This window comes from Reichenbachiella sp. (assembly GCF_039941815.1).
Lineage (GTDB): Bacteria > Bacteroidota > Bacteroidia > Cytophagales > Cyclobacteriaceae > Reichenbachiella.
The window spans coordinates 327,202-349,685 of sequence record NZ_JBDVDW010000059.1; the positions used below are offsets into that span (position 1 = coordinate 327,202).

At 42.1% G+C, this 22,484-nt stretch carries 17 protein-coding genes; 8 read left to right on the forward strand and 9 right to left on the reverse strand.

The window, feature by feature from the left end:
* Positions 1-11 precede the first annotated feature (11 nt).
* Both ABJF11_RS14020 and ABJF11_RS14025 read right to left on the reverse strand, forming a co-directional pair.
* Positions 12-1,643: a RagB/SusD family nutrient uptake outer membrane protein gene (locus tag ABJF11_RS14020; protein ID WP_348120502.1), complete on the reverse strand. Its 1,632-nt coding sequence runs from the start codon at positions 1,641-1,643 to the stop codon at positions 12-14.
* Between the two features lie 23 nt (positions 1,644-1,666).
* Positions 1,667-4,708 (reverse strand): TonB-dependent receptor, encoded by a 3,042-nt coding sequence (locus ABJF11_RS14025; RefSeq protein ID WP_348120503.1) that lies wholly within the window; start codon positions 4,706-4,708, stop codon positions 1,667-1,669.
* 639 nt (positions 4,709-5,347) lie between these two features.
* On the opposite strand from ABJF11_RS14025, the gene ABJF11_RS14030 reads away from it, so the two are divergent.
* The 5 genes from ABJF11_RS14030 to ABJF11_RS14050 all read left to right on the forward strand — a co-directional run bounded on the left by ABJF11_RS14030 (position 5,348) and on the right by ABJF11_RS14050 (position 13,693).
* On the forward strand, positions 5,348-6,370 hold the full coding sequence (locus ABJF11_RS14030; RefSeq protein ID WP_348120504.1) for a LacI family DNA-binding transcriptional regulator: 1,023 nt from the start codon (positions 5,348-5,350) through the stop codon (positions 6,368-6,370).
* Positions 6,371-6,571: 201 nt separating this feature from the next.
* Positions 6,572-8,989: a TIM-barrel domain-containing protein gene (locus tag ABJF11_RS14035; RefSeq protein ID WP_348120505.1), complete on the forward strand. Its 2,418-nt coding sequence runs from the start codon at positions 6,572-6,574 to the stop codon at positions 8,987-8,989.
* Positions 8,990-9,005: 16 nt separating this feature from the next.
* Positions 9,006-11,009: a glycoside hydrolase family 97 protein gene (locus ABJF11_RS14040; protein ID WP_348120506.1), complete on the forward strand. Its 2,004-nt coding sequence runs from the start codon at positions 9,006-9,008 to the stop codon at positions 11,007-11,009.
* On the forward strand, positions 11,009-12,367 hold the full coding sequence (locus ABJF11_RS14045) for an alpha-amylase family glycosyl hydrolase (RefSeq protein WP_348120507.1): 1,359 nt from the start codon (positions 11,009-11,011) through the stop codon (positions 12,365-12,367). Before ABJF11_RS14040 ends, ABJF11_RS14045 begins: the two co-directional genes overlap by 1 nt.
* A 3-nt stretch (positions 12,368-12,370) precedes the next feature.
* Positions 12,371-13,693, forward strand: coding sequence for an MFS transporter (locus ABJF11_RS14050; protein ID WP_348120508.1), 1,323 nt, complete (start codon positions 12,371-12,373; stop codon positions 13,691-13,693).
* Between the two features lie 139 nt (positions 13,694-13,832).
* Here the strand turns inward: ABJF11_RS14050 and ABJF11_RS14055 are convergent, their stop codons facing one another.
* From ABJF11_RS14055 to ABJF11_RS14085, 7 genes are all read right to left on the reverse strand, one after another.
* Positions 13,833-14,525, reverse strand: a complete 693-nt coding sequence (locus ABJF11_RS14055) for a sulfotransferase family 2 domain-containing protein (RefSeq protein WP_348120509.1) — start codon at positions 14,523-14,525, stop codon at positions 13,833-13,835.
* 96 nt (positions 14,526-14,621) lie between these two features.
* Entirely contained in the window at positions 14,622-15,074 is a 453-nt protein-coding gene (locus tag ABJF11_RS14060) for a GNAT family N-acetyltransferase (RefSeq protein ID WP_348120510.1), read from the reverse strand.
* 36 nt (positions 15,075-15,110) lie between these two features.
* Entirely contained in the window at positions 15,111-15,614 is a 504-nt protein-coding gene (locus tag ABJF11_RS14065; protein WP_348120511.1) for a GNAT family N-acetyltransferase, read from the reverse strand.
* Between the two features lie 75 nt (positions 15,615-15,689).
* Positions 15,690-16,013, reverse strand: a complete 324-nt coding sequence (locus ABJF11_RS14070; protein WP_348120512.1) for a hypothetical protein — start codon at positions 16,011-16,013, stop codon at positions 15,690-15,692.
* Positions 16,014-16,015: 2 nt separating this feature from the next.
* Positions 16,016-16,456: an SRPBCC family protein gene (locus ABJF11_RS14075; RefSeq protein WP_348120513.1), complete on the reverse strand. Its 441-nt coding sequence runs from the start codon at positions 16,454-16,456 to the stop codon at positions 16,016-16,018.
* An 83-nt stretch (positions 16,457-16,539) separates the two neighbouring features.
* Positions 16,540-17,628: a helix-turn-helix domain-containing protein gene (locus tag ABJF11_RS14080; RefSeq protein WP_348120514.1), complete on the reverse strand. Its 1,089-nt coding sequence runs from the start codon at positions 17,626-17,628 to the stop codon at positions 16,540-16,542.
* A gap of 127 nt (positions 17,629-17,755) precedes the next feature.
* Positions 17,756-18,238 (reverse strand): YHS domain-containing (seleno)protein, encoded by a 483-nt coding sequence (locus ABJF11_RS14085; RefSeq protein WP_348120515.1) that lies wholly within the window; start codon positions 18,236-18,238, stop codon positions 17,756-17,758.
* A gap of 173 nt (positions 18,239-18,411) precedes the next feature.
* On the opposite strand from ABJF11_RS14085, the gene ABJF11_RS14090 reads away from it, so the two are divergent.
* The 3 genes from ABJF11_RS14090 to ABJF11_RS14100 form a co-directional block, all read left to right on the forward strand.
* On the forward strand, positions 18,412-18,708 hold the full coding sequence (locus tag ABJF11_RS14090; protein ID WP_348120516.1) for a hypothetical protein: 297 nt from the start codon (positions 18,412-18,414) through the stop codon (positions 18,706-18,708).
* Positions 18,709-19,237: 529 nt separating this feature from the next.
* Entirely contained in the window at positions 19,238-19,993 is a 756-nt protein-coding gene (locus tag ABJF11_RS14095) for a hypothetical protein (RefSeq protein ID WP_348120517.1), read from the forward strand.
* Between the two features lie 12 nt (positions 19,994-20,005).
* Positions 20,006-22,484 (forward strand): fibronectin type III domain-containing protein (locus ABJF11_RS14100; protein WP_348120518.1); only part of this gene is annotated, 2,479 nt, incomplete at its 3' end.

The window sequence follows — 22,484 nt, forward strand, 5'->3', positions numbered from 1 at the left end:
CAGCTTAGTTCTTAATTGGTGTAACCATCGTTTTGCTCAAGATTTGGATTTGCATTCAAATCGTTCGTTGGAATTGGGTACAGGTCTCTGAATCCTTCCGTAGAAGATCCAGCCTGCACATTTCCTTTCCATTCCCAAACCATACTTCCATTAGTAAACTGTCCAAATCTAATGAGGTCAGTTCTTCTGTGGCCTTCCCAGTATAGCTCTCTTCCTCTCTCTTCCAATATGAAATTCAAAGTCAAATCACCACTGGCAATATTGCCCGATGTGTCACCATATGCTCTTTCGCGCAGGTCGTTGATATATCCCAAAGCGGTAGATACTGTACCACCATTACCTCCTCTGAGAACGGCCTCTGCATACATCAAATAAGCGTCTCCAAGTCTGAATACAGGAAAATCTGTGCTCACAAAAGTTGGGTGCGCATTTGGTGCTGCACTTCCGTCGGAGCTGATGTTCTTAAACTTCGTAACGCCTACACCTTCTGTGAACGTACCGATATTGGTGATGTCCCACTCCCAACTACTTGGATCGAAGTAGAACATACCTCTTGTATCACTGATTGTAGAATACTCTGGATCTGCAGATGAGAAATCACTAGCTGAAGCGCCAAATTTCGAAGCCAAATCTTTGATTCCGCGGATACCGCCCCATCCACCATCTATTCCATTGAGTGGCATACCACCACCGTTGGATGCATGTAGTAGAAAGGTCATCCCGCCATACTGCTGAGTATTGATACCGTCGAATGCCAAAGGAAAGATGATTTCTGAGCTGAGATTGTTGTCTGCCCTGAATACATTTTCATAAGTAGGATCAAGGATATAAGACGCGCCTATCACTTCATTGATATAAGTAAGTGCGTCAGTATATCTCTCTGTACCTGTATATACCTCGGCATTGAGATACAACTTCGCCAAAAGCATCCATGCTGCTCCTCTATCCGCTCTTGCGTATTCGTTAGCGCCAGCTGCAACTAGTGAAGACTCCATGTCAAGCAATTCTGTTTCTATGTAATCGAAAAGGTCGCTTCTGGTGATTCTTTCTGGAAAAAAAGCACCTGGCAGGTCCTCTTCAGTGACAAAGGGCACATTGCCAAACATGTCTATTGCATGCCAGTATGAAAAGGCTCTAAGGAACCTTGCTTCAGCTCTGTATGCTCTCAAGTCTGTAAGGAACTCACCTGAGGCACCATCCGCTATGGCTGCGTCTACGTTTCTAATAAACTCATTGGCAATTGTGATAGAATAAAAAATTCTAGAATACAGGGCAGCGATGAATACATCGTTGGGTGCCCAAGTCTGCCAATGGAAGTTTTTGATGGTCGCATCATCCCAAGCAATAATAGCTTCGTCTGTAGAGAGCTGCTGTAGTCCCCAATATTGACGTAGATAGTTACCGAAGTTTTCGTCGATCCCTGCAATGTCGGGGTTACCCCCACCGTTTCCATCCTGGCCACTGATCGCATAGCTGGCATATATTTTAGCCAATGCTTCTTTGTAAGCCTGCTCATTTTTAAACACATTGTTTGACGTACTTACATTTGGATCTATTGGTTCTACATCCAAGTCGCCGATGCATGACGAAAATATTACAGTCGCCACGAGCATCATTAAGTATGTTATATTAATCTTTTTCATGTTTTCTACTTTTAGAATTTCTATTAGAAATTAAGATTTACACCCAACATATATGTTCGTGGTCTTGGGTATACGGAGTTATCAATTCCGACATTCGGGCCTAATCTTGATCCGCTGCTAATCTCTGGGTCCAGCCCGGTGTAATCTGTGATTACAAATGCGTTCTGAACTGTGAATGAGACTCTTCCTCTCAATTGATCTGTAAAGATTTTATCAAAGCTGTATCCTACAGAGATGTTGTCCATTCTAAAGAATGAGGCATCTTCAAGATAAAAATCTGACCAATATTGTGCAGTTGTAAACTGAGTATCTTCGACTGCTGTCAAAATGTTGGCGGTATATCCGGCCTGATTGTACAGGTTTTGATAAAGTGCCTTACTAGATGCATTGTTGTTGTACACATAGTTACCCAAGCTCATTCTTCCTGAGAAGGAGAAATCGAATCCTTTGTAGTTCACTCTAGAGGACAGCCCGATCAAATATTTAGGTGCGGGGTTTCCAAGGTAATACTTGTTCAACTCGTCTCCTGATACGACTCCACCGTTTCCAGTTTTGTCCACATAAAGCCCTTCGATAGGCAAGCCATTTTGATCATAGACCTGGCTAAATAGATAGAAGGTGTTTGTTGACTGGCCTACGCTATTGATCTGTACTCTGTTTCCGACACCTCCATCAATTTCACCCGTGTTGTACCCTGGATATGTAGGGTCATCTATTAAGGTCAACTTAGTGATCTCATTTTGATTGTAAGTCAGATTTCCTGATACTTCCCATGTGAGATCTGGAGTAGAAATAATTGCTGCTGTCAAGGCTACTTCTATTCCTTTGTTCTCCAAAGTTCCTACGTTGGTAGTAAGAAAGTTGGAGAAGTTTGATCCAGCTGCGATCGGAACTTCATTGATCAAGTCTTCTGTTACTCTTTTATAGAAATCGACGGATCCAGTGAATCTTCCGCTTAGAAATCCGAAATCCAATCCGATGTTTTGAGTCGTTGTGGTTTCCCACTTAATACTTACATCGTATGGATCAGGTCTTTGTGTTGCGTAAAAATTATTCCCAAACTGATAATAGGCGCCTTGGTTACTTCCAGTATAAGATGCAATGTACGGATAGAATGTCTTGTTATCATCTCCGATATCCTGCTGTCCTGTTTGTCCCCATCCAGCTCTCAATTTAAGCTCTGTCAGTACATCGACGCCTTGTAGGAAAGATTCTTCGTTGATTTTCCAAGCTACAGCTACAGCAGGGAAAAAACCTGATCTGTTGTCCTCGCTAAATCTGGAAGATCTATCGTTTCTAAGTGTGGCGGTCAAGAGATATTTATCTTTCAGCGTATAATTGGCTCTTCCAAAGAATGAAAGCAGATAGTATTCTCTCTTTGCAGTCACGGTATCAGCTCCAGCATCAGTTTCTACCCAAGATCTGTTTTCGTCGCGCTTGGTCACGTGGAAGTGCTGATAAGAGTAGCCACCTGTCAGGTCTAAATCATGATCTCCACCAAAAGTTTTGTTGTAGTTCAAGTAGAAGTCCAGCAGATTGTTTTTTCTAGTCTCCTCATAGAATTTTATATTTTGAGCAGGCTCTCTTTCCGACCAGGAAGCCAGAGGATTGACTACATCGTCTCCTTTTGAGTTGTAGTAGTCCATACCCAAATTCAAGGTGGCTTTCAATCCATCTACGAATGGCAGAGAATAGTCAAATTTACCACCAAGGATATACCGCTGAGCTGAAGAGGTGTTGTCTCTGTAGTTCAGCTGTGCTATCGGATTGTGCGTAGCGATATTGATTGGCGCTTCTTCTGGATCCATAACTAACGATGGGTCGTGATTAGTCCAGGCAAAATATCCACCGTATCGGCTGTTGCCATTTCTTATCTGCTGCGTCGGATCGAATGATACTGCTGATCCTATGGCGTCAGAATTTGAGAAGTCATTTTCAATCAATGATCCTTTAGCGTTCAACCCTATTTTCAAATCACCATTTAGTAGAGATGGGTTTGCACTTAAAGTGAAACTGGTTCTCTGCATGCTATTTTTCTTCAAAATACCGCTTTGATCGGTGTATCCTACGGAACCTCTCATAGGCACTCCTTTTAGATTGCCGCTTACACTTACGTTGTGATCTGTAGAAACTGCATTTTGATAAATTTCATCTTGCCAGTCTGTGTTGGCCGTGCCAAGATTAACTAAAGCGTTATCATCTAAATCGCCTGAAGCCACTCTGTCTGCTACCATCGCTCTATACTCATCTCCTGTGAATACATCATGAGTTTTTACAGGTACACCTACTGATACGTTACCATTGTACGTGATCTGCATTTTGTCCAATGAGCCTTGCTTAGTGGTGATAAGAATCACACCATTAGAAGCTCTTGATCCATAAATAGCAGTTGCCGATGCATCTTTCAGCACTGTGAAAGTCTCAATATCATTCGGATTGATCGTTGATAATGGGTTAGCCATACCGGATATACCTCTACTTTCGAGTGGCATTCCATCGATGACAATCAACGGATCATTATTGGCTCTCAATGAAGAACCTCCTCTAATTCGAATCTGTGATCCTGTACCTGCAGCACCGCCTTGTGAGGTGATTACTACTCCGGGTACTTTTCCTATCAACAACTCCTGCGGCGTTGAAATGGCGCCTTGATTAAAATCATCAGAACTTACCGCTATTACAGATCCTGTAACATCTCCTCTATCTACTTCACCGTATCCAATGACGACAATTTCTCCAAGTTGAGAAATATCATATCCAAGCTCAACATCTACTGTAGTACGTGTTCCAACGTTTACTTCCTGAGATTTGTAACCCACATAAGATATTACCAAAACAGCGTTTTGATCTACTTCTACACTGTAATTCCCATCAATGTCGGTCACTGCACCTTTGGAGGTACCTTTCGCGACGATGTTCACACCGGGGATTCCCTCACCGGATTCAGCGTCTCTAATCGTTCCAGATACAACGCTGCTCTGTGCGAAAGCACTTGAGATCGAAATAAAGAATATCATCCCCATTCCTAACAGCCATCTGAAAACTAACTGGTAATAGTTTTTCATAGTGTTTTAATTAATTGCGAATTTTGTTAATTGTATTTTTCTAAGATTTGCTTTCTGAACATCTCGTCCTCTCCGAAAAAAACATCTAATTCAAGCGCTAATAATTAATTAATGTTAACTTCTTGCAAAAACAATTCTGAAGTCCACTACTCCCTCGTAGTATTAAGTTTTCATCAACTTTTCGTCGTTCTTGCATATTCAATAATAACTCTAAAAACATATAATACAACTCCTATTCGCAGTTTTTTTCATGCGTTTCCGCATGCAAACGATTCCGCAAACGATTTCGGAATACATTTTTTTTTAATAAATTTTTCAATACCCTTTAGGTTCTTATTTTTACAAATAGGACACTTTTTGGTAAATTGAGCAATATCAATAATTGTACTATTACTATAAAATTCTAATTCTTTGACTTGAAATATCTCAAAGCCGAATTGCCGCTATTTATAGCAAAGAATCATTAGTTTGGTTCGAGCTAATTGGGAATTGAAATATTATACATTAGGTTTATCACCCAATAGTAATCTGGCACCATGATGAACTCAAAACTATCAACATGGCTTTAGCGGCATTAATTCCCTTAAAAACAGCTTAGATAGGACAACAAAGTAAGCTTCAAAGATAAAAAATAACGCAATGAAAAGCAGTCAAGTAACGATTAAGGATCTCGCCAAAGCACTGGGTGTATCTCCGTCTACTGTTTCTCGTGCGTTGAACGACCACCCAGACATCAGTCCTGAAACTAAAAAAGAAGTGAACGACCTGGCTAAACAGCTCAACTATGAGCCAAACGTGGTCGCACAAAACCTGAGAAGTCAAAAAACTAATACGATTGGCGTCATCATACCGGAAATCGTACATTTTTTCTTCTCCACCGTCATCTCTGGAATCGAGGAAGTGGCCTATAAAGCGGGCTACACGGTCATGTTTTGCCAGACCAGTGAGTCTTACGAGAGGGAGGTAAAAGACACAAAAGCACTCTTGAATCAGCGTATCGATGGATTGATCGTATCTTTTTCTAAAGAAACTCAGAATTTCGATCACTTTCATGAAGTCTCTCAAAAGATACCGTTGGTACTGTTTGATAGAGAGACAGAGGAGCTAAAGGTAAGTAAGGTAGTGGTAGATGACTATGAAGGAGCTGCCATGGCCACACAACATCTTATCAACCAAAAGAGCCAGCGTATCGCGCACCTGGCAGGGCCGGATAATCTGACTATTGGTGCTGAAAGAAAACGAGGGTATGAGGATACTTTAAAGAAAAACGAGATGGTGATCAATCCTGACTACATTCTTCCTTGCTTCAGAGGCACGCTAGAAGAGGGGTTTCATGCCATGCAACGTCTACTAGATTTGCCTACCCCACCTGATGCGGTCTTCTGCACCAATGATACAGCAGCCTACGGTGCGATGCGGGCGATAAAAGAAGCAGGCTTAGAGATTCCAAAGGATATTGCTATTGTAGGGTTTAGCAACTGGCAATTTTCCTCGCTGATTGAGCCACAACTCACTACAGTATCGCAGCCAGGTGTGGATATGGGAAGAGCAGCTGCCAAGCGGCTCATAGCGGAGTTGAAAGACAAGGAACTTAGGGACCGACCCATCCGTCAGGTGCTGAAAACTGACCTGATTATTAGAAAATCCTCCAAGAGACCCTAATTATTTTCGTTTTTTCCGCAAACGATTGAAACGAAGTGCAAACTGCGAAAAATGTCCTTTTTAGAGATTAATTAAACATTTTTGGCTTTACAAAGTTTGTATATACGGGTCAAATAAGTCTAGATTTAACTGCTTTTTGAAACATTTCGTGTCCTCTTCGGAAAACATCTTACAAGTTCTTTATACAAGATCTCACTGTTTATGATTGTTGAAGAGAGAAAAAATATAACCACCAATGGAACACTCGTTCGAGGGTCGTTATTATCTTATCGACTAGATACCTTTGGCTTTTACGGCAAAACCGAAACCGAACAAATCCGCATACAGGTGTATGAGCGGGGCATGGTTCGCGTGAGCCTCACTCACCAAAAGGATTTCGATGATTTTCATTATGCGCTTGATAGCGGCTTGAGTCCAAAGTCGATCGACTTTCTGGAAAAGGAAGATAGCATCGTCATTTCCACAGGTAAAGTGGAGGTTTCTATTATGAAATATCCTTTTCGGGTCGTTTTTAGAAACGAACGTGGCGAAATCATCAATGAAGATGATGCATCCTTTGGCACCTCATGGATCGGCGAGCAGGTCACTACCTACAAAAAATTACAACCTAACGAAAAATTTATCGGTCTTGGAGAGAAAACAGGACCACTCAATAAAAAAGGCCGAGGCTATCAGAATTGGAATACGGATCATTTTGGATATGATAAAAATACCGATCCCCTTTATTGTTCTATTCCGTTCTATATGGGCATCCATAGCAACATGTCCTATGGCATCTATCTCAATAACTCCTACAAAACTCACTTCAACTTCGGTGCTTCTAATAATCGCTTTTCCAGTTTTTCGGCGGATGCCGGTGACATGGATTACTTTTTCATGCACTATGATAATGTAAATGAAATCATAGGCGCTTACAGTCGTCTGACAGGCAAAATGGCGCTTCCTCCGAAATGGTCACTGGGCTATCAGCAATGCAGATATAGCTATTATCCTGAGGCAGAAGTTCTCAATACAGCGCAAACCTTCCGTGATAAGCAAATTCCGGCAGACGTCATCGTGCTGGATATCCACTACATGGATAAATACAAAATATTCACCTGGGACAAAGAGCGGTTTCCATGCCCTGAGACTATGATCGAGAAACTAAAAGCACTCGGCTTCAAAGTGGTGGTCATGTGTGACCCGGGGATCAAAGTGGAAGGAGGCTATAAGGCCTACGAGGATGGTATAAAAGACGATATTTTTATTAAATATCCTGATGGCAGCAACTATGAAGGTGAAGTTTGGCCAGGATGGTGTCATTTCCCAGATTTCACCAAAGCGGAAGCTAGAAAATGGTGGACGAACCAACTCAAATCATATAGCGATGTTGGAATCGAAGGGTTTTGGAATGATATGAACGAAATAGCCACTTGGGGACAGTCACTACCTGAGCTTATCGAATTTGATTTTGACGGCGCTAAGGCTACCACCAGAAAAGCCAGAAACATATATGGTTTGATGATGGCACGAAGTACATGGGAGGCTGCAAGAAAAAATCTGGCTGGAAAGAGACCATTTAACCTGACTCGTGCCGGATTTGCCGGAATCCAAAAATATGCAGCCGTATGGACCGGGGACAACGTGGCGTCTGATGAACACATGCTCCTCGGTATGCGTATGCTCAACAGTATGGGGCTATCTGGTGTCCCTTTTGCGGGATTTGATGCAGGTGGTTTTATAGGCAATGCGTCCGAAAACTTGTTTGCAAGATGGATCTCGATGGCTGCCTTCACTCCTTTCTTTAGAGGACATTCTAATGTAAACACTAAGTCTAGCGAACCCTGGACTCATGGTGAGCATACTGAAGAGATTTCAAAAAATTATATCAGTCTTAGGTATAGATTGATGCCTTACATCTACGCTACCTTCTATGAGGCAAGCGAATCAGGCACCCCAGTGAATCGATCACTGGCAATCAACTATACACACGACGAAAATATCTATGAGGAAGCTTATGAAAATGAGTTTTTGTTTGGAGACTCCATACTGGTCGCTCCGGTATCGAGCGAAAAAGAGATCGAGAAAATCTACCTGCCAGAAGGCGAATGGTATGACCTATTCACTGACCAGAAGTACACTGGCAACAAAGAAACGCTGATCGAGTGTCCCGTAGAAAAACTGCCTGTTTTTGCGCAAGCTTCGGCTATCATTCCTACACAATCACAAGTCTTCAGTAATCAGGAGAAACCGGATCAGACCTTAGAGCTCCACCTCTACAAGGGTGAAAACGACAAAACATTTGTATACTATGAAGACGATGGAGAATCATATGACTTCGAAAGCGGTCATTATTATAAGAGAAGCATACAATACACCCCTCAACAGAATAAGTTAAACTTCAGTGCCGTACAAGGAAATTATAGCAGCAATTTCAAAGAAGTGAAATTGTTTTTTCACGGATTTGAGCTTGACGAACTAAATTCATTATCTATCGAGCAAGAAGAATACAGGTTTATTTTTCCTCTTTCGAATTTCGACCCGATTGATACGATCAAACATGAGGACTTCAAAATTACCGACCTTCCATCTACTACTTTCAAACTTAAAAACGACGAATTTTCAATAAATTGGAAATAACGAATGCAAATCAACTATGAAAAGAATCTTACTCCTACTTTGTATAGCCGGGCTAACGAGCTGTGCTGTAGATCAATCAAGTCAACGATCAGCAAATCTGACATCGCCCGAGGGCAAAATGTCTTTGGACTTCTACATACTAAACGATGGTAGTCCAGGCTACCTGGTTAAATACGGTGAAAAAATGGTACTGGACAGCTCCAGGCTCGGTTTCGAGTTGGGAAATCAAATGAGCTTACGCTCAGGGTTTGAGCTGAGTAATACACTGACTACTTCTTTCGATGAGACATGGGAGCAGCCATGGGGCGAACAGCGGTTGATTAGAAACAACTATAATGAACTGAGGGTAGAATTGATCAATGAAAACAAAATCCTGCTTAATATCATATTCCGATTGTTTGACGATGCAGTCGGGTTTAGATATGAGTTTCCAGAGCAAGTCGGATTGACGGAGTTTGAAGTCATGGACGAGCTATCAGAATTCAATATGTCAGCCGATCATGACGCCTGGTCCATCCCTGCCTATGCCGGCAATCGATACGAATATCTGTATCAAAAAGCTCCAATGAGCGAATTTGATATGGTACACACACCACTTACTATAGAGAGCAAGGATGGATTGTATTACCACTTGCATGAAGCGGCACTATATGACTACCCAAGTATGGTTGTAAAAAACACCGGCGGTACATTGCTAAAATGTGACCTGGTACCCTATAGCAAGACCAACCCTGTGAAGGCGTATCTCAAAGCTCCTTTTAGTACTCCGTGGAGAACAGTACAGGTGGGAGAATCACCTGGGGAGCTCATCACCAACTACGCCATTCTAAATCTAAACGAACCGAGCAAGATTGAAGATACTTCATGGATCGAGCCAGGTAAATACATAGGGGTTTGGTGGGAAATGTTTATCAACCTCGGTACCTGGCATCAGGGTCCAAAACACGCTGCCAACACAGAAAATGTAAAAAAATATATCGACTTCGCTGGAGCAAACGGATTCAAAGGGGTGCTGGTAGAAGGCTGGAACTATGGCTGGGATGGCAACTGGATGAGTGGTGGCACCAAATTCGAATTCACCAAACCATACCCTGACTATGATTTAGATTATCTCAGTAAATATGCTGCCGAAAAAGGCGTGTATATAATCGGCCACCACGAAACTGGTGCAGACACTGAAAACTATGATGAACAGCTGGAAGATGCTTATCAGTACTTAGAAGACCATGGAATGAAAGCAGTGAAAACGGGCTATGTCGAAAATGGAGATACCCTTCCCAATGGACTTTATCATCACGGTCAATACTTCGTGCAGCATTTTCAGCGTGTAATAGAAACAGGTGCCCGTCACAAAACCATGATCGTAGCTCACGAACCGATCAAAGACACCGGCAAAAGAAGAACCTGGCCAAATATGGTGTCGCGTGAAGGTGCCAAGGGACAGGAGTACAACGCTATGGGTGGCAGTCCTACCGACCATGTAGTGACTGTACCGTTTACGCGATCGCTCTCAGGTCCATTTGATTACACTCCCGGAGTATTTGATATCAGGATTAAAACCAGCCCCGATCAGGTGAAAACCACGATTGGGAAAGAATTGGCTCTCTATACAATCATCTATGCTCCTATGATGATGGCCAATGATTTGCCACAAAACTATGAAGGCCATCCTGCATTCGAATACATAAAAGCAGTACCTACGGATTGGGAAACCACGCGTGTGATTGATGGAAAAATTGGTGACTATGTGACTATTGCTCGTCAAGAACGAAAGACTGATAATTGGTTTTTAGGATCGATTACTGACGAAAATCCTAGAAATTTCCAACTGGCTTTAAATTTCTTACAGGAAGGCAAAACGTACAAGGCCACAATGTATATCGACGGTGAAGATTGTCACTATGTAGATAATCCGACTTCCTATGAAATTAAAGAGGCAGAAGTCACTTCCAACACTATATTAGACATGAAATTGGCAGCCGGTGGTGGAGCTGCTATCAGCCTATACCCTATTGACTAATGAAAAATTACAAAATAACAATCTTTAGCCTTCTGGCGCTTTTCACATTGTTTTCTGCTTGTGAGAAGCCAACTCCAAAGGCCAATATCGATTCTATCACCTTTCCTGAGCGTGCAGCCGGCATGACCATTTATGAGGTCAATATTCGTCAGTATACACAAGAAGGCACCATAAAAGCATTCGCAGAGCACCTTCCCAGACTGAAGGATTTGGGTGTGGAGATGCTTTGGATCATGCCGGTACAGCCGATCGGCGTAGAACAAAGAAAAGGGTCATTGGGTAGCTACTACTCCATCGCTGATTACACTTCCATCAATCCTGAATTTGGCACTATGCAAGACTTCAAAGCACTGGTGAAGCAGGCACATGATTTGGACTTGGTAATTATTCTCGACTGGGTACCTAATCACACCGCATGGGATCATCCATGGATCACCAGTCATCCCGAATACTACGCCAAAGACAGTTTGGGTAATATCACCTATGAGGCGGATTGGAATGATATCGCTCTGCTCAATCACACGAACGAAGGAGTCCGTCAGGCCATGATTGAAGAAATGAGATTCTGGATCACTGAAACGGACATCGATGGCTTCCGGTGCGACCATGCTGCGCATGAAATTCCGCTTTACTTTTGGGAGGAGGCCACTGCAGCACTAGACCCAATCAAAGATTTGTTTTGGTTGGCAGAATGGGACGAACCCAGGCTTCACACCAGCTTTCATGCGTCGTACTCCTGGGAGCTACTGCATCTGACGGAGCACGTAGCAAAAGGCGAAAAAACTGCACATGACATCGATGAGTTTATCCAGAAGGATCTTGCGAGATATGGAAAAAATCCATTTAGAATGACTATCACCACTAATCACGACGAAAACTCCTGGGCCGGCACCGTTTTCGAGCGATATGGAGAGGGTCACAAGGCTTTTGCGACATTTATCTTTACGGCCTACGGCTTCCCGATGATATACAGTGGTCAGGAAGTAGGATTGGACAAACGACTGTTGTTTTTTGAAAAGGATACCATCAGCTGGGAGGACCCGAAGAATCTGACTCCGTTTTATAAGCGACTGGTGCAGTTAAAAAAGGACAATGAATCCTTATGGAATGGTGGTTTTGGGGGCACACCCAAGCGTATCAATCAGGATGAGTGGGTATACGCTTTTAGCCGGGAGAAAAACAGTAATCAGGTGATTGGAATAATCAATATGTCAGGAGCACCACAGGATTTCATCTTGACAGAGCCGGCCATTTCTGGCAGTTATGAGGATGTGTTTACCGGACAGGCTTTTACGCTGGCATCGGACGAACAGCTGGCACTAGCGCCCTGGCAGTACCTTATCTTTGAGAAAAATTAAACCATGGAAAAAAGACGCTTGAGTTTTTGGGAAGTTTGGAATCTGAGCTTCGGCTTCATGGGTATCCAGATGGGGTTTGCCCTACAAAATGCAAATGCCAGCAGAATACTTCAAAATTTCGGTGCTGATGTACACGAGCTATCCTGGTTTTGGATCGTGGCCCCGCTGATGGGCCTCATCGTACAACCGATTGTGGGATACTACAGCGACAGGACCTGGACGCGGCTTGGGCGTAGAAAACCTTTTTTCCTTGTTGGTGCCATTATAGCGGCCATCGGGTTGATTTTAATGCCCAACGCCGGAGCACTTACATCAGTATTTCCTGCATTGTGGATTGGGGCGGGAATGCTCATGATCATGGACGCTTCATTCAATGTGGCCATGGAACCGTTTCGTGCTTTTGTAGGCGACATTATGCCTGCAGATCAGCGTACGTTGGGCTTTAGCGTACAGACTGTACTCATCGGTATAGGAGCTGTGATAGGATCCTGGCTGCCTTATTTTCTCACCAATTGGTTTGATATCTCTAATGAATCTATTGAGGGCCAGGTTCCACTAAACCTAATTCTCTCATTCGTGATAGGTGCGGGTGTATTGATCACCAGTATCATGATTACCATTCTCACCACCAAGGAGTATTCTCCTGAGGAATTAGTAGCATTTAGCGAACCGACCACTGAACCGGAAGCGAAAGAAGAAAGCTTGCTCAATATTTTCACTGATTTCAAGAATATGCCGACCATGATGCGGCAGCTGAGCTGGGTACAGTTCTTCTCGTGGTTTGGACTCTTTGGCATGTGGGTATATGCGACTCCGGCCATTGCTCATCACGTATATGGCTTACCGCTGACAGACGATGACTCTAGCATGTACCATGACGCCGGAGATTGGGTAGGCATTCTATTCGGTGTATACAATGCGGTATCTGCGATTTATGCCTTTTTCCTTCCTGCTGTTGCAAAAAAAATAGGCCGAAAGTCTACGCATACGCTATCACTTGTACTTGGTGGATTTGGATTGCTGAGTATCTATTTAGCTCCAGACCCTAACTTTTTGATCCTCTCCATGGTACTAATCGGTATCGCTTGGGCCAGTATTCTAGCCATGCCCTATGCTATGCTGGTAGGGTCTATTCCCGCACGGAAGATGGGCGTATATATGGGTATTTTCAATTTTTTTATCGTGATCCCTCAAATCATCAATGCATTGATCGGAGGTCCAATGATCAAGTACATATATGGAGGCAATCCGATATACGCGTTGGTAGTCAGCGGTTGCGCTTTTATCGTCGCTGGATTACTCAACCTAAAAGTCAAAGACAATTAATCAGGAAACTGATGGATTTTAGTGAATAGTTAAAAAGCACTGCATGCCGCGGTGCTTTTTGCATTTTTGAATCTCCGTGTTTGGGTTTGCCCTTATTTTTAAGAATAATGAAAATAATACAAAACCGTATCCAAGAGACTTATTCGAACTTGTAAGAAAAGAGGTTGATATCTTTCTTATAAATTTCGGCTACTCTGCCTTTCAAATCGTCAGTGTAATACACTTGATTGTTAGCTCCTGACCGATTTAGATGAGGGATAGACATAGGTTCCATTTTGAGTACCTCCTGTACATGCTTAAAATCTTGCTCGAAGTTCTCAAACCTCCCTACAAAATCAACATTATTGAGGTCGATCAATTTTGACTGAAGTCTCAAATGATGATCGCACCTTTCAATATCCAGTGTGGCTACATACTTCACAAAATTTTCAAACTGCTGCATTTTCGCCAGTTCATTGCTCGAAAACTTAAAATAGTTACTCTCCACCACTTTGTTTTTCCAGCAAGAAACCAATCTACTCCAAGGATTTCGTACAAAAGCAAACTTGAAGTACTCGCTATACATCGCTGGAGAATAATGAACACACATGGCCTGTTCTGCATCTAAATCCAGACCAGAGTTTTTCAAGTGATCAAAAATCGATCGCGTGCATACTTTTGCCACTCTGAACCAGATGAATTTTGGCTTATCGCAAATCGTAAGGTTATAATTGTCTTGAGAAATTAGATCTGAATCCAGATTAAGCGAAAACCTTATCAAGGTTTGTCTGATCCGGGTTTTCAAATTAAGCTTGGTCGATAATCTATTATTTTTTCTAACTGTTCTAATCATAAAAATTAGGCTGATTACAAATAAAGGGAAGAATTAAAAACAAGCATACTGTTTAATGTGAATTCTTTTATCATCCGCTAGATATAAATCGAGGCTCTAAAAATGCATTTTCATGCCAATGTGAGAAGCTTTGAAACCCAGATCTTCGTAGAATCGAATGGCATCGGGTCGTTGCTTATCTGTGGTGAGCTGCAGGAGGTGAGCCTTACGAGATTTAGCTCTTTCTATGGCCCACTCAAACACCTGTTGGCCGAGGCCCTGCCCTCTATGATCCTTTCTAATCCGTACGGCCTCGATCTGCGCTCTGATTCCTCCCTGATAAGTCAAATATTGAATAAAGGATAACTGAAGGGTTCCAATCACCTCACCGTGATTGTCCTCTACTACAATGAGTTCTTGATTTGGATCGGCTCGTATTTGCTCAAAGGCTATCTGATATTCGGCTGGCAGTGGCTCCTTATAGTTTTCTCTTTGGCTGCCCAATTTATCGTCGGCCAGGAGTGCGACAATCGGTGCCAAATCATTCTTTGTTGCTTCTCTAAAGTTCATAGTCTAAAAATAAGAAGCTTTCGATTGTGAATGTATCTACATTCGATCTAATCTCATCACTGAACAGACACTTCCATCGAATGTTCTGGTTTCGACAAACTGGAATCCCAGTCGCGTATAAAACCGAATGGCTGCTGTGTTTGTTTCCAAAGGGTCGATCAAAATGGCGGTGACTTTTTTATTAGTAAAGCATCTGTCAATGGCTTTTCTCATCATGATGGTACCAAACCCTTGGTTCAAATCATCGGCTGCACCTATCCATATATCAATTGCTCTAAGGTTATCCGGTACCTCTCCCCAATAATGCGACTCCTCTTCGGCCGGATCTATGATCTGTACAAATCCTATAGGTCTGCCGTCTAGTTCTGCAATAAGTTGCTCTCGCCATTCGGGAAAATGCAAGAGTTCCAGCTCCCAGTCCCAGTCGTCATCCGGGTCAGAAGCTATTACATGTGGTTGTTCATCCCATAGTTTTACAAGAGGCAAATCGTCGATAGTTGCTTGTCGCAAAATGATGGAAGGTGTTAGTTTAGACATCATCGCAAGATACTCATCTTACCTGTAATTCAGACTCGCAATAATCTAGCATTCCTTCGAAAATGTCGTCTATAGTCTTTATTTCGGCTCAAGAGTCATCACGTAATCATAACTCTCATCCAGAAGGTTGGCAACTTTATCCAAATCCTTCAACAGCTCATCTGGAATCAGAATATAGCCTTTCATCACTGCGCCATAGGATTTGTACAAGGTAGTCTCAAACTCCTGCATATACTTCTCTTGTATTTCTTTGGAAAACCTAATCCCTATCTCCCCAGCTTTGTTGAGTAATGAGAACATGTATCCATTCGCCGATGTGTATGGCATAGTCTTGCCCTTTCTTTCCATTCTTGAACACTTGGAAATAAGTTCGTCATACAGTTTTAGTCTTTCTGCGTACATGGCTATTGTTTTTCTACAAATAATTTAAATTGATTGAGCCACTTTTCGGCTGGCTTGCGATACATGCCTGGGAAAAGTATAGCCATCAAACGAGGCATAACCCAATTGATCCGGGTATACTCATATTCGTACTCATAACGAGTGCTATTTTCATCCAATGAGACAAAATTGCATTTCATGGTATTGTCCATGTGTTCATGATGAAAGAATGCTTCATAAGTGTCCGGCAGCTGATTGGAAGTAATGGTCTCAGTCAGGACCATCTCCCTTCCATTGTGTTCGAAGAATATTTTCGATACGGCACCGTCCTGTCCTTGTGTGCCGCTTATCAATTCCTTGCTCATAAATCCGTCCTGATACTCCTTGTTGTACTTAGGGTCTGCAAATAATTTGACTACTGTCGCTCTGTCCTTTGCGATTACTATTGATCCTTTTATTTTCATATCTATTGTTTATGAGTGACAGAGATAGTCATTCTTATTTTCGCACAGGTTACCGAAAAGAACTGTAACCTCATTTTTTTTGATCATTCTTTTTTTCTCATCTTCAAATAGTCCGAAGGCGAATACCCTGTACGTTGCTTGAATGTACGATAGAAAGATACTTTATTATTAAACCCGGCACTATACGCAATTTCAATCAGTTTCAAACCCTCATTTCCTGTTTGATCCATCATAGACTTGGCTTCCTGAAATCTATATTGAGCCACTAATTTTTTAAATGAACAGCCAAATCTTTGGTTGATCAACTCGGATACATAGGATGTCGGCATACTGATCGACTCCGCGAAACCAGAAAGATTCAGCCTATCATCCAGGTATACCTTATGCTCCTCAAACTGAGCCTTAATAATTTTAGTATCATTTTCTGATTTTTGCAAATCATTAATATCCATAGCTTTCTTATCGCTGAATACAGATGAGCTCTTGATCAACTTATAGGCAATTGCCTGAATCACAAAGGTCATGACTAGCATACTGATTTGATTGAATACAGGAAATCTTAGCCATCCCAATGGGCTTTGCAAAAAGTACAAAAGGTGGATCAGGAGAAAACTGAAATAGGAATACAGTACTGTCTGGTACCAGTTGACCAACGAATTATTCTTAATCTTGGATTTGAATCTTGCCAAGTGTCGCAATGCGGCTATCATATACAAGCCAATGTGAAAAAAGAAGCTAAGGCTCAGCAAAAAGTTGAAACTGAAATACTCTGGGATGTGATTCATGAATGCATAAACTATCTCAAGTTTTTCCTCTGCTCTCATGCCATAAAATGGGAGATTGAAAACCAGGATAAGCATAAATGGAAAAAGATGGAGGATGTGCCCTTTGCGTAGCTTAAAAGTTCGATCTACAAGGACAAGTGCCATAAAAAACAATAGTGGAGGCTTGATAAAACTAATAGGATAGCTGATACCGATAAGGTGTGGGACAGATTCAATGAGTCTATTACCCACTAGCATTCGCTCCAGCAGGGTAATTCCTTCTATAATCAAAAAGAGGGCAAAGTATTTCTTGAAATCACTCCTACTCTTATCATTCAATAGTATAAGAGAAATGAAAAATGCCTGACAGGCACCAAATGCAATCAAGAAGTTTAACATTGTTTCCATAGCACTCACTAAAATTGCGCTCAATGCTAATGTTAGTCGAATTGATTCAAATAGTCAAGTCAGCTCCCTAATCAAAGCGAGATTCACAATAGAGACTCCGCAGGTCAGATGAAAGACACTTTTTTGTCTAGTAGGTGGACTTCAGGTGCTCCTCCCAATTGTCATCAGCCTTAGTTTTATAAGCTTCAGAGTCACTATTCCATTCTTTCTGAAGGCCACCTTGGATTGAAGTAATGAAATTGTCGAAAAACAGATAAAGCTTGCCGTCTTGAATCTCGTATTTGTCCGGATTAGAAGACATTAATGAACCATCATTGGCCATAGCATAGGCACACCAGCCTCCATAAGCTGGTAAATATTTCTCAGTATCTGCTTCAAATGCACTTTTGTTTTCTGCATTGGTAAACCTATAAATCACCCCGTCCAGCTCTACTGCATGTTTCGTACTTCCAAGTATGGGAGCCTCAGCTGTAAAGTAGCTCACAAGATCAAAGCCACTGACTGCTACTTGATTTTGAGTATACACCTCGTGATTTTCTATTGGCTGGTCAGAGCAGGCATATAGCATTGAAACAAAGGCTAGTAATTGAATTTTAAATAGTATTCGCATAGATGTTGATTTTCATAATTTCACTCTCAACCAAACAGCGATGGCATTAGTTCATCAAGATGCATAAATATACTATACAGCGAGAAGGCAAAATAAGTGGACCATATCTTGGTAAATACTCTTAAATTGTATTAGATTCTATAAAGCGATGTTAAACCAAAAATAACTACACGATGAAAAAGCTAATTTATACGCTTGGTGCCTTGTTGATATTTTGCATGGTAGGCCAGGCTCAAAGCAGAAATGACCTTAAAGGTCCAAAAGCCAAGAATTATAAGGTATGGAAAGACAGCAGTCCATCAGCAACTATCGTTAGCATCGAGGCAGAGTCGGTCAAAGGCCCAGCAGCGAAAAACGAGAAGGCCTGGTCAGAAGATGTAACTCTGGCTAAGAAGACCAAAGTTGCATTTGGTTCTAAAAAATTGAATTTGAAAGGACCTAAGGCTAAAAACTATAAGCCCTGGAAATAAGATAAATTGAATGCCAATAAAACTTGCTCTCCTCAATTTGACTGATGACGGCAAGTTTTTTTGTTTTGTTACATCTTCACTTGTTAGCATAGACTTCCCATCTCTAGACCCATTGAGATCCTAATGGGATTTGTAAATTCTTTCTAACCCAGATACTCCCCCGCACCGCTACCGCAGAAGTTTAAGGTTTGCAGAACGCCCACACTCGACAATACCAACTTCACAGCATAGATTTGCACAGTGCAAAATTCCGATTCCCTAATGGCAACAGAGAGCACCCACATAAATTTATATACAGCACTTCTCATTTGACTTCACCATGCTGCCAAATAGCATTTGGCAGAATTGGTAAGGTGAACATCAGGTAAACATCCCAAAAATAATACCTCAGGTAGGTGTACAGTAGGTATACATGGCCCATTAGAATAGGGCATTGCTCGTCTCGAAATATACATTTGTTATGAGCAACAAACGCCACAACTACCGCGCGCTCAGAAATTAGTTTAAAATATCTAAATCAAGACGCAAAATGAAGCAACTATCAAAACGCATCTATCTTCTGCTAATGGCATTAGCTCTGGTAATCATAATCAGTCTAAAAGGTCAGGCACAAACAATCCAAATAACTAATATAGAATTTGACCAGAACAAAGTTCATTTGACGTACAATTTGGAAGACTCTATTATAGGTCGGTATTATACCATCCGACTCTACTCATCCGAGGACAACTTTCTAAACCCGATGCAGCAAGTAAGTAAGGAGGTTGGTATGGAAATCAAACCTGGGTATAGCAAAGTGCTAACATGGGATGCCGGAAAAGAATTGGGTTCATCCTTCAATGGTAAGGTAGCACTGGAACTCAGAGGCCGGGTATTTATCCCCTTTATCAACATGGAGGGGTTTGAAGACATCCAGACGCTGAAAAGAAAGCGCGATTACAACATCATCTGGACCGGAGGCCGCCCTCAGAATATCCTGAACTTCAATCTCTATAAGGGAGATAAAAAGGTACAGACGTTTGCCAATATAGCCAATGTGGGTCACTATAAGCTGCACCTACCGACTCATACCAAACCTGGTAAAGATTACCGATTTGTGGTGGCTGATACCAAAAACACCGACGAAGTAATACGCACCGCTGTGTTTCGTGTCAAACGTAAAGTTCCCTTAGTGTTGAAGATTGTTCCTGCCGCCATACTTTCAGGTGCCATTCTATATTTCGCAAGTCAATCTTCATCGTCAAATACAGAGTTTTCTATCCCTGATCCAATTCTTCCAAACTAAGAGCCAAACATTATGAAAAATTTTATAACAACGATCGGAATATTTGCACTCTTGCTTGCTGGTTATAATCAAGCGAAGTCCGCATGTGCTACGCCAGGTACATTTACACTCAATAGCCCGTCCTCCGGTAATATTTTTGGTACATCAATAAATCTAACTTGGGGTACCTCAAGTAATTCTCTCACCTATGCAGTGAATTATAGAAAAACAGGTACCACAAATTGGTCAACAAAAGCTTCTGGAGGAACCTCTACTACAATATCAAGTTTGGCTTACGGTACAACTTATGAAATCAAAGTAATCTCAAGTAACTTTTGCAACAATCCTGTGCCTCCATATGATCCAATAGTTAGAGATCGTGAGTCTAATACAATAACTGTTACCACTGAGGCATCTGCTCCTACAGCGTATTCTGGGTCCAGCATTGGTACTACTTCATTTACAGCAAGCTGGACTAGCCGTACAGGAGCGACCAGTTACAAATTGGATGTATCCACTTCAAGTATTTTTATCTCGTTCGTATCTGGCTATAATGGGCTCAGTCTTACTGGTACCAGTAGAACTGTCTCAGGTTTATCTTCCGCCACCAGATATTATTACCGAGTGCGTGCAGTAAATTCAGGCGGCGAAAGTGCTAATTCAGGTAGTAAAATTGTAAATACCATCCCGGAAACGCCTGTAATAAACAATGCCAGCAGCGTAACCCAATCATCTTTTGTGGCAAGTTGGGGTACCGTCACTCGAGCAGACAGCTACCGATTGGATGTATCCACTTCTCCTATATTTATAACTTATGTTTCTGGATATCAAAATCTAAGCGTGACAGGTACGTCACGTACGGTAAGTGGACTAAGCAGTGGAGTAAAGTACTATTTCAGAGTTAGAGCCTATGACACGAGCGGATCCACTACATCATCGAACTCGTCAGTCAAGAATACAACCACGATTCCCAGTAATCCTGTGGCCAGTGCAGCAACCTCGATGACTCAGACCTCTTTTGTAGCTAACTGGGCAGCTGTAACAGGAGCAGCCAACTATCGACTAGATATATCAGAGACCGATGATTTCTCAACCTATCTGACAGGGTATCAAAATTTAAACGTAAGTGGAACTTCAAGGTCTATTTCGGGGCTTTCAGAAGGCATTACTTATTATTATAGACTACGAGCAGAAAACGGCACTGGTATTTCTTCGAATTCAAATGAAATATCAGCTGTGACCATTCCTAACGAACCGACTTCGAATACAGCAACTTCTATTGCTCAAGTTTCATTCACTGCCAATTGGAGTGCGGTGACCGGAGCTACGGAGTATAGACTGGACGTTTCTGAGTCAAATATCTTTTCAGAGTATGTTACAGGCTATGAAGACCTGAACGTTGCTGGCACTAGTTATTCTGTCTCAGGTTTAACACCTGGAACTACTTATTTCTATAGGCTCCGTGCCATAAACAATTCTGGAAATTCAGAAAATTCATCGACAATTGAAACGCTAACCATCCCTGCCGCTCCAACTGCAAATGCAGCAAGCAGTATTACGAAAATTTCCTTTGTTGCTAACTGGAGCAGTGTAACTGGTGCCACCCAATATAGATTGGATGTATCTGAGGCGAGTGACTTTTCAAGCTTTCTCACTGGATATGAAGACTTGTCTGTAGCTGGTACTTCTCAATCAGTAACTGACTTGGCTACAGCCAAACAATACTACTACAGAGTCAGATCACTGAATGAATCTGGTACATCAGAAAACTCGAATTCAATAAACGATTATACTCTTCCCCAAGAACCAGTTCTCACTGCGTCATCGCTGATGACTCAATCAGCCTTCACTGTAAACTGGAGTACCGTCGATAGAGTCGAATCCTACCGATTGGATGTATCTGAAAATGAAACTTTCAGCACATTCGTCACTGGCTACAATGATGCAACGGTAACCGGTACCTCACATGAAGTAAGCGGACTGGCCACAGGCACCACTTATTATGCAAGATTGAGAGCGGTAGATACCGATGACAGCAATACCTCTGGCAACTCAAACACTGAATCTGGTTTGACCATCCCTGCTGCTCCAGTCATTTCTTCGGCAAGCAACATCAACAGGACTTCTTTCAAAGCTCGTTGGCTAGGTGCCACTGGTGCCTCTAGCTATAAGCTTGATGTCTCGACAGTTGCTAATTTCTCAATCTTCGTAGATGGCCTTGAAAATATCACCGTATTTGGAACTTCAAAGACTATAAATAATCTTGAGCCTGCCACTACCTACTACTATAGAGTAAAATCAAATAACGGAAGTGGTACATCCGAAAATTCAGACATTGAAAGCGCTCTGACTGTGCCTGAAATCCCTGTTTCCCAATCCGCCACTGATTATACTCAGGCTGAGTTTGTCACCCATTGGGAGGCGGTGAGTGGAGCGGACAGCTATCTTCTTGACGTTTCGGAATCGGATAATTTCTCCAGTTTTGTCTCGGGCTATCAGAATTTGGCTGTGG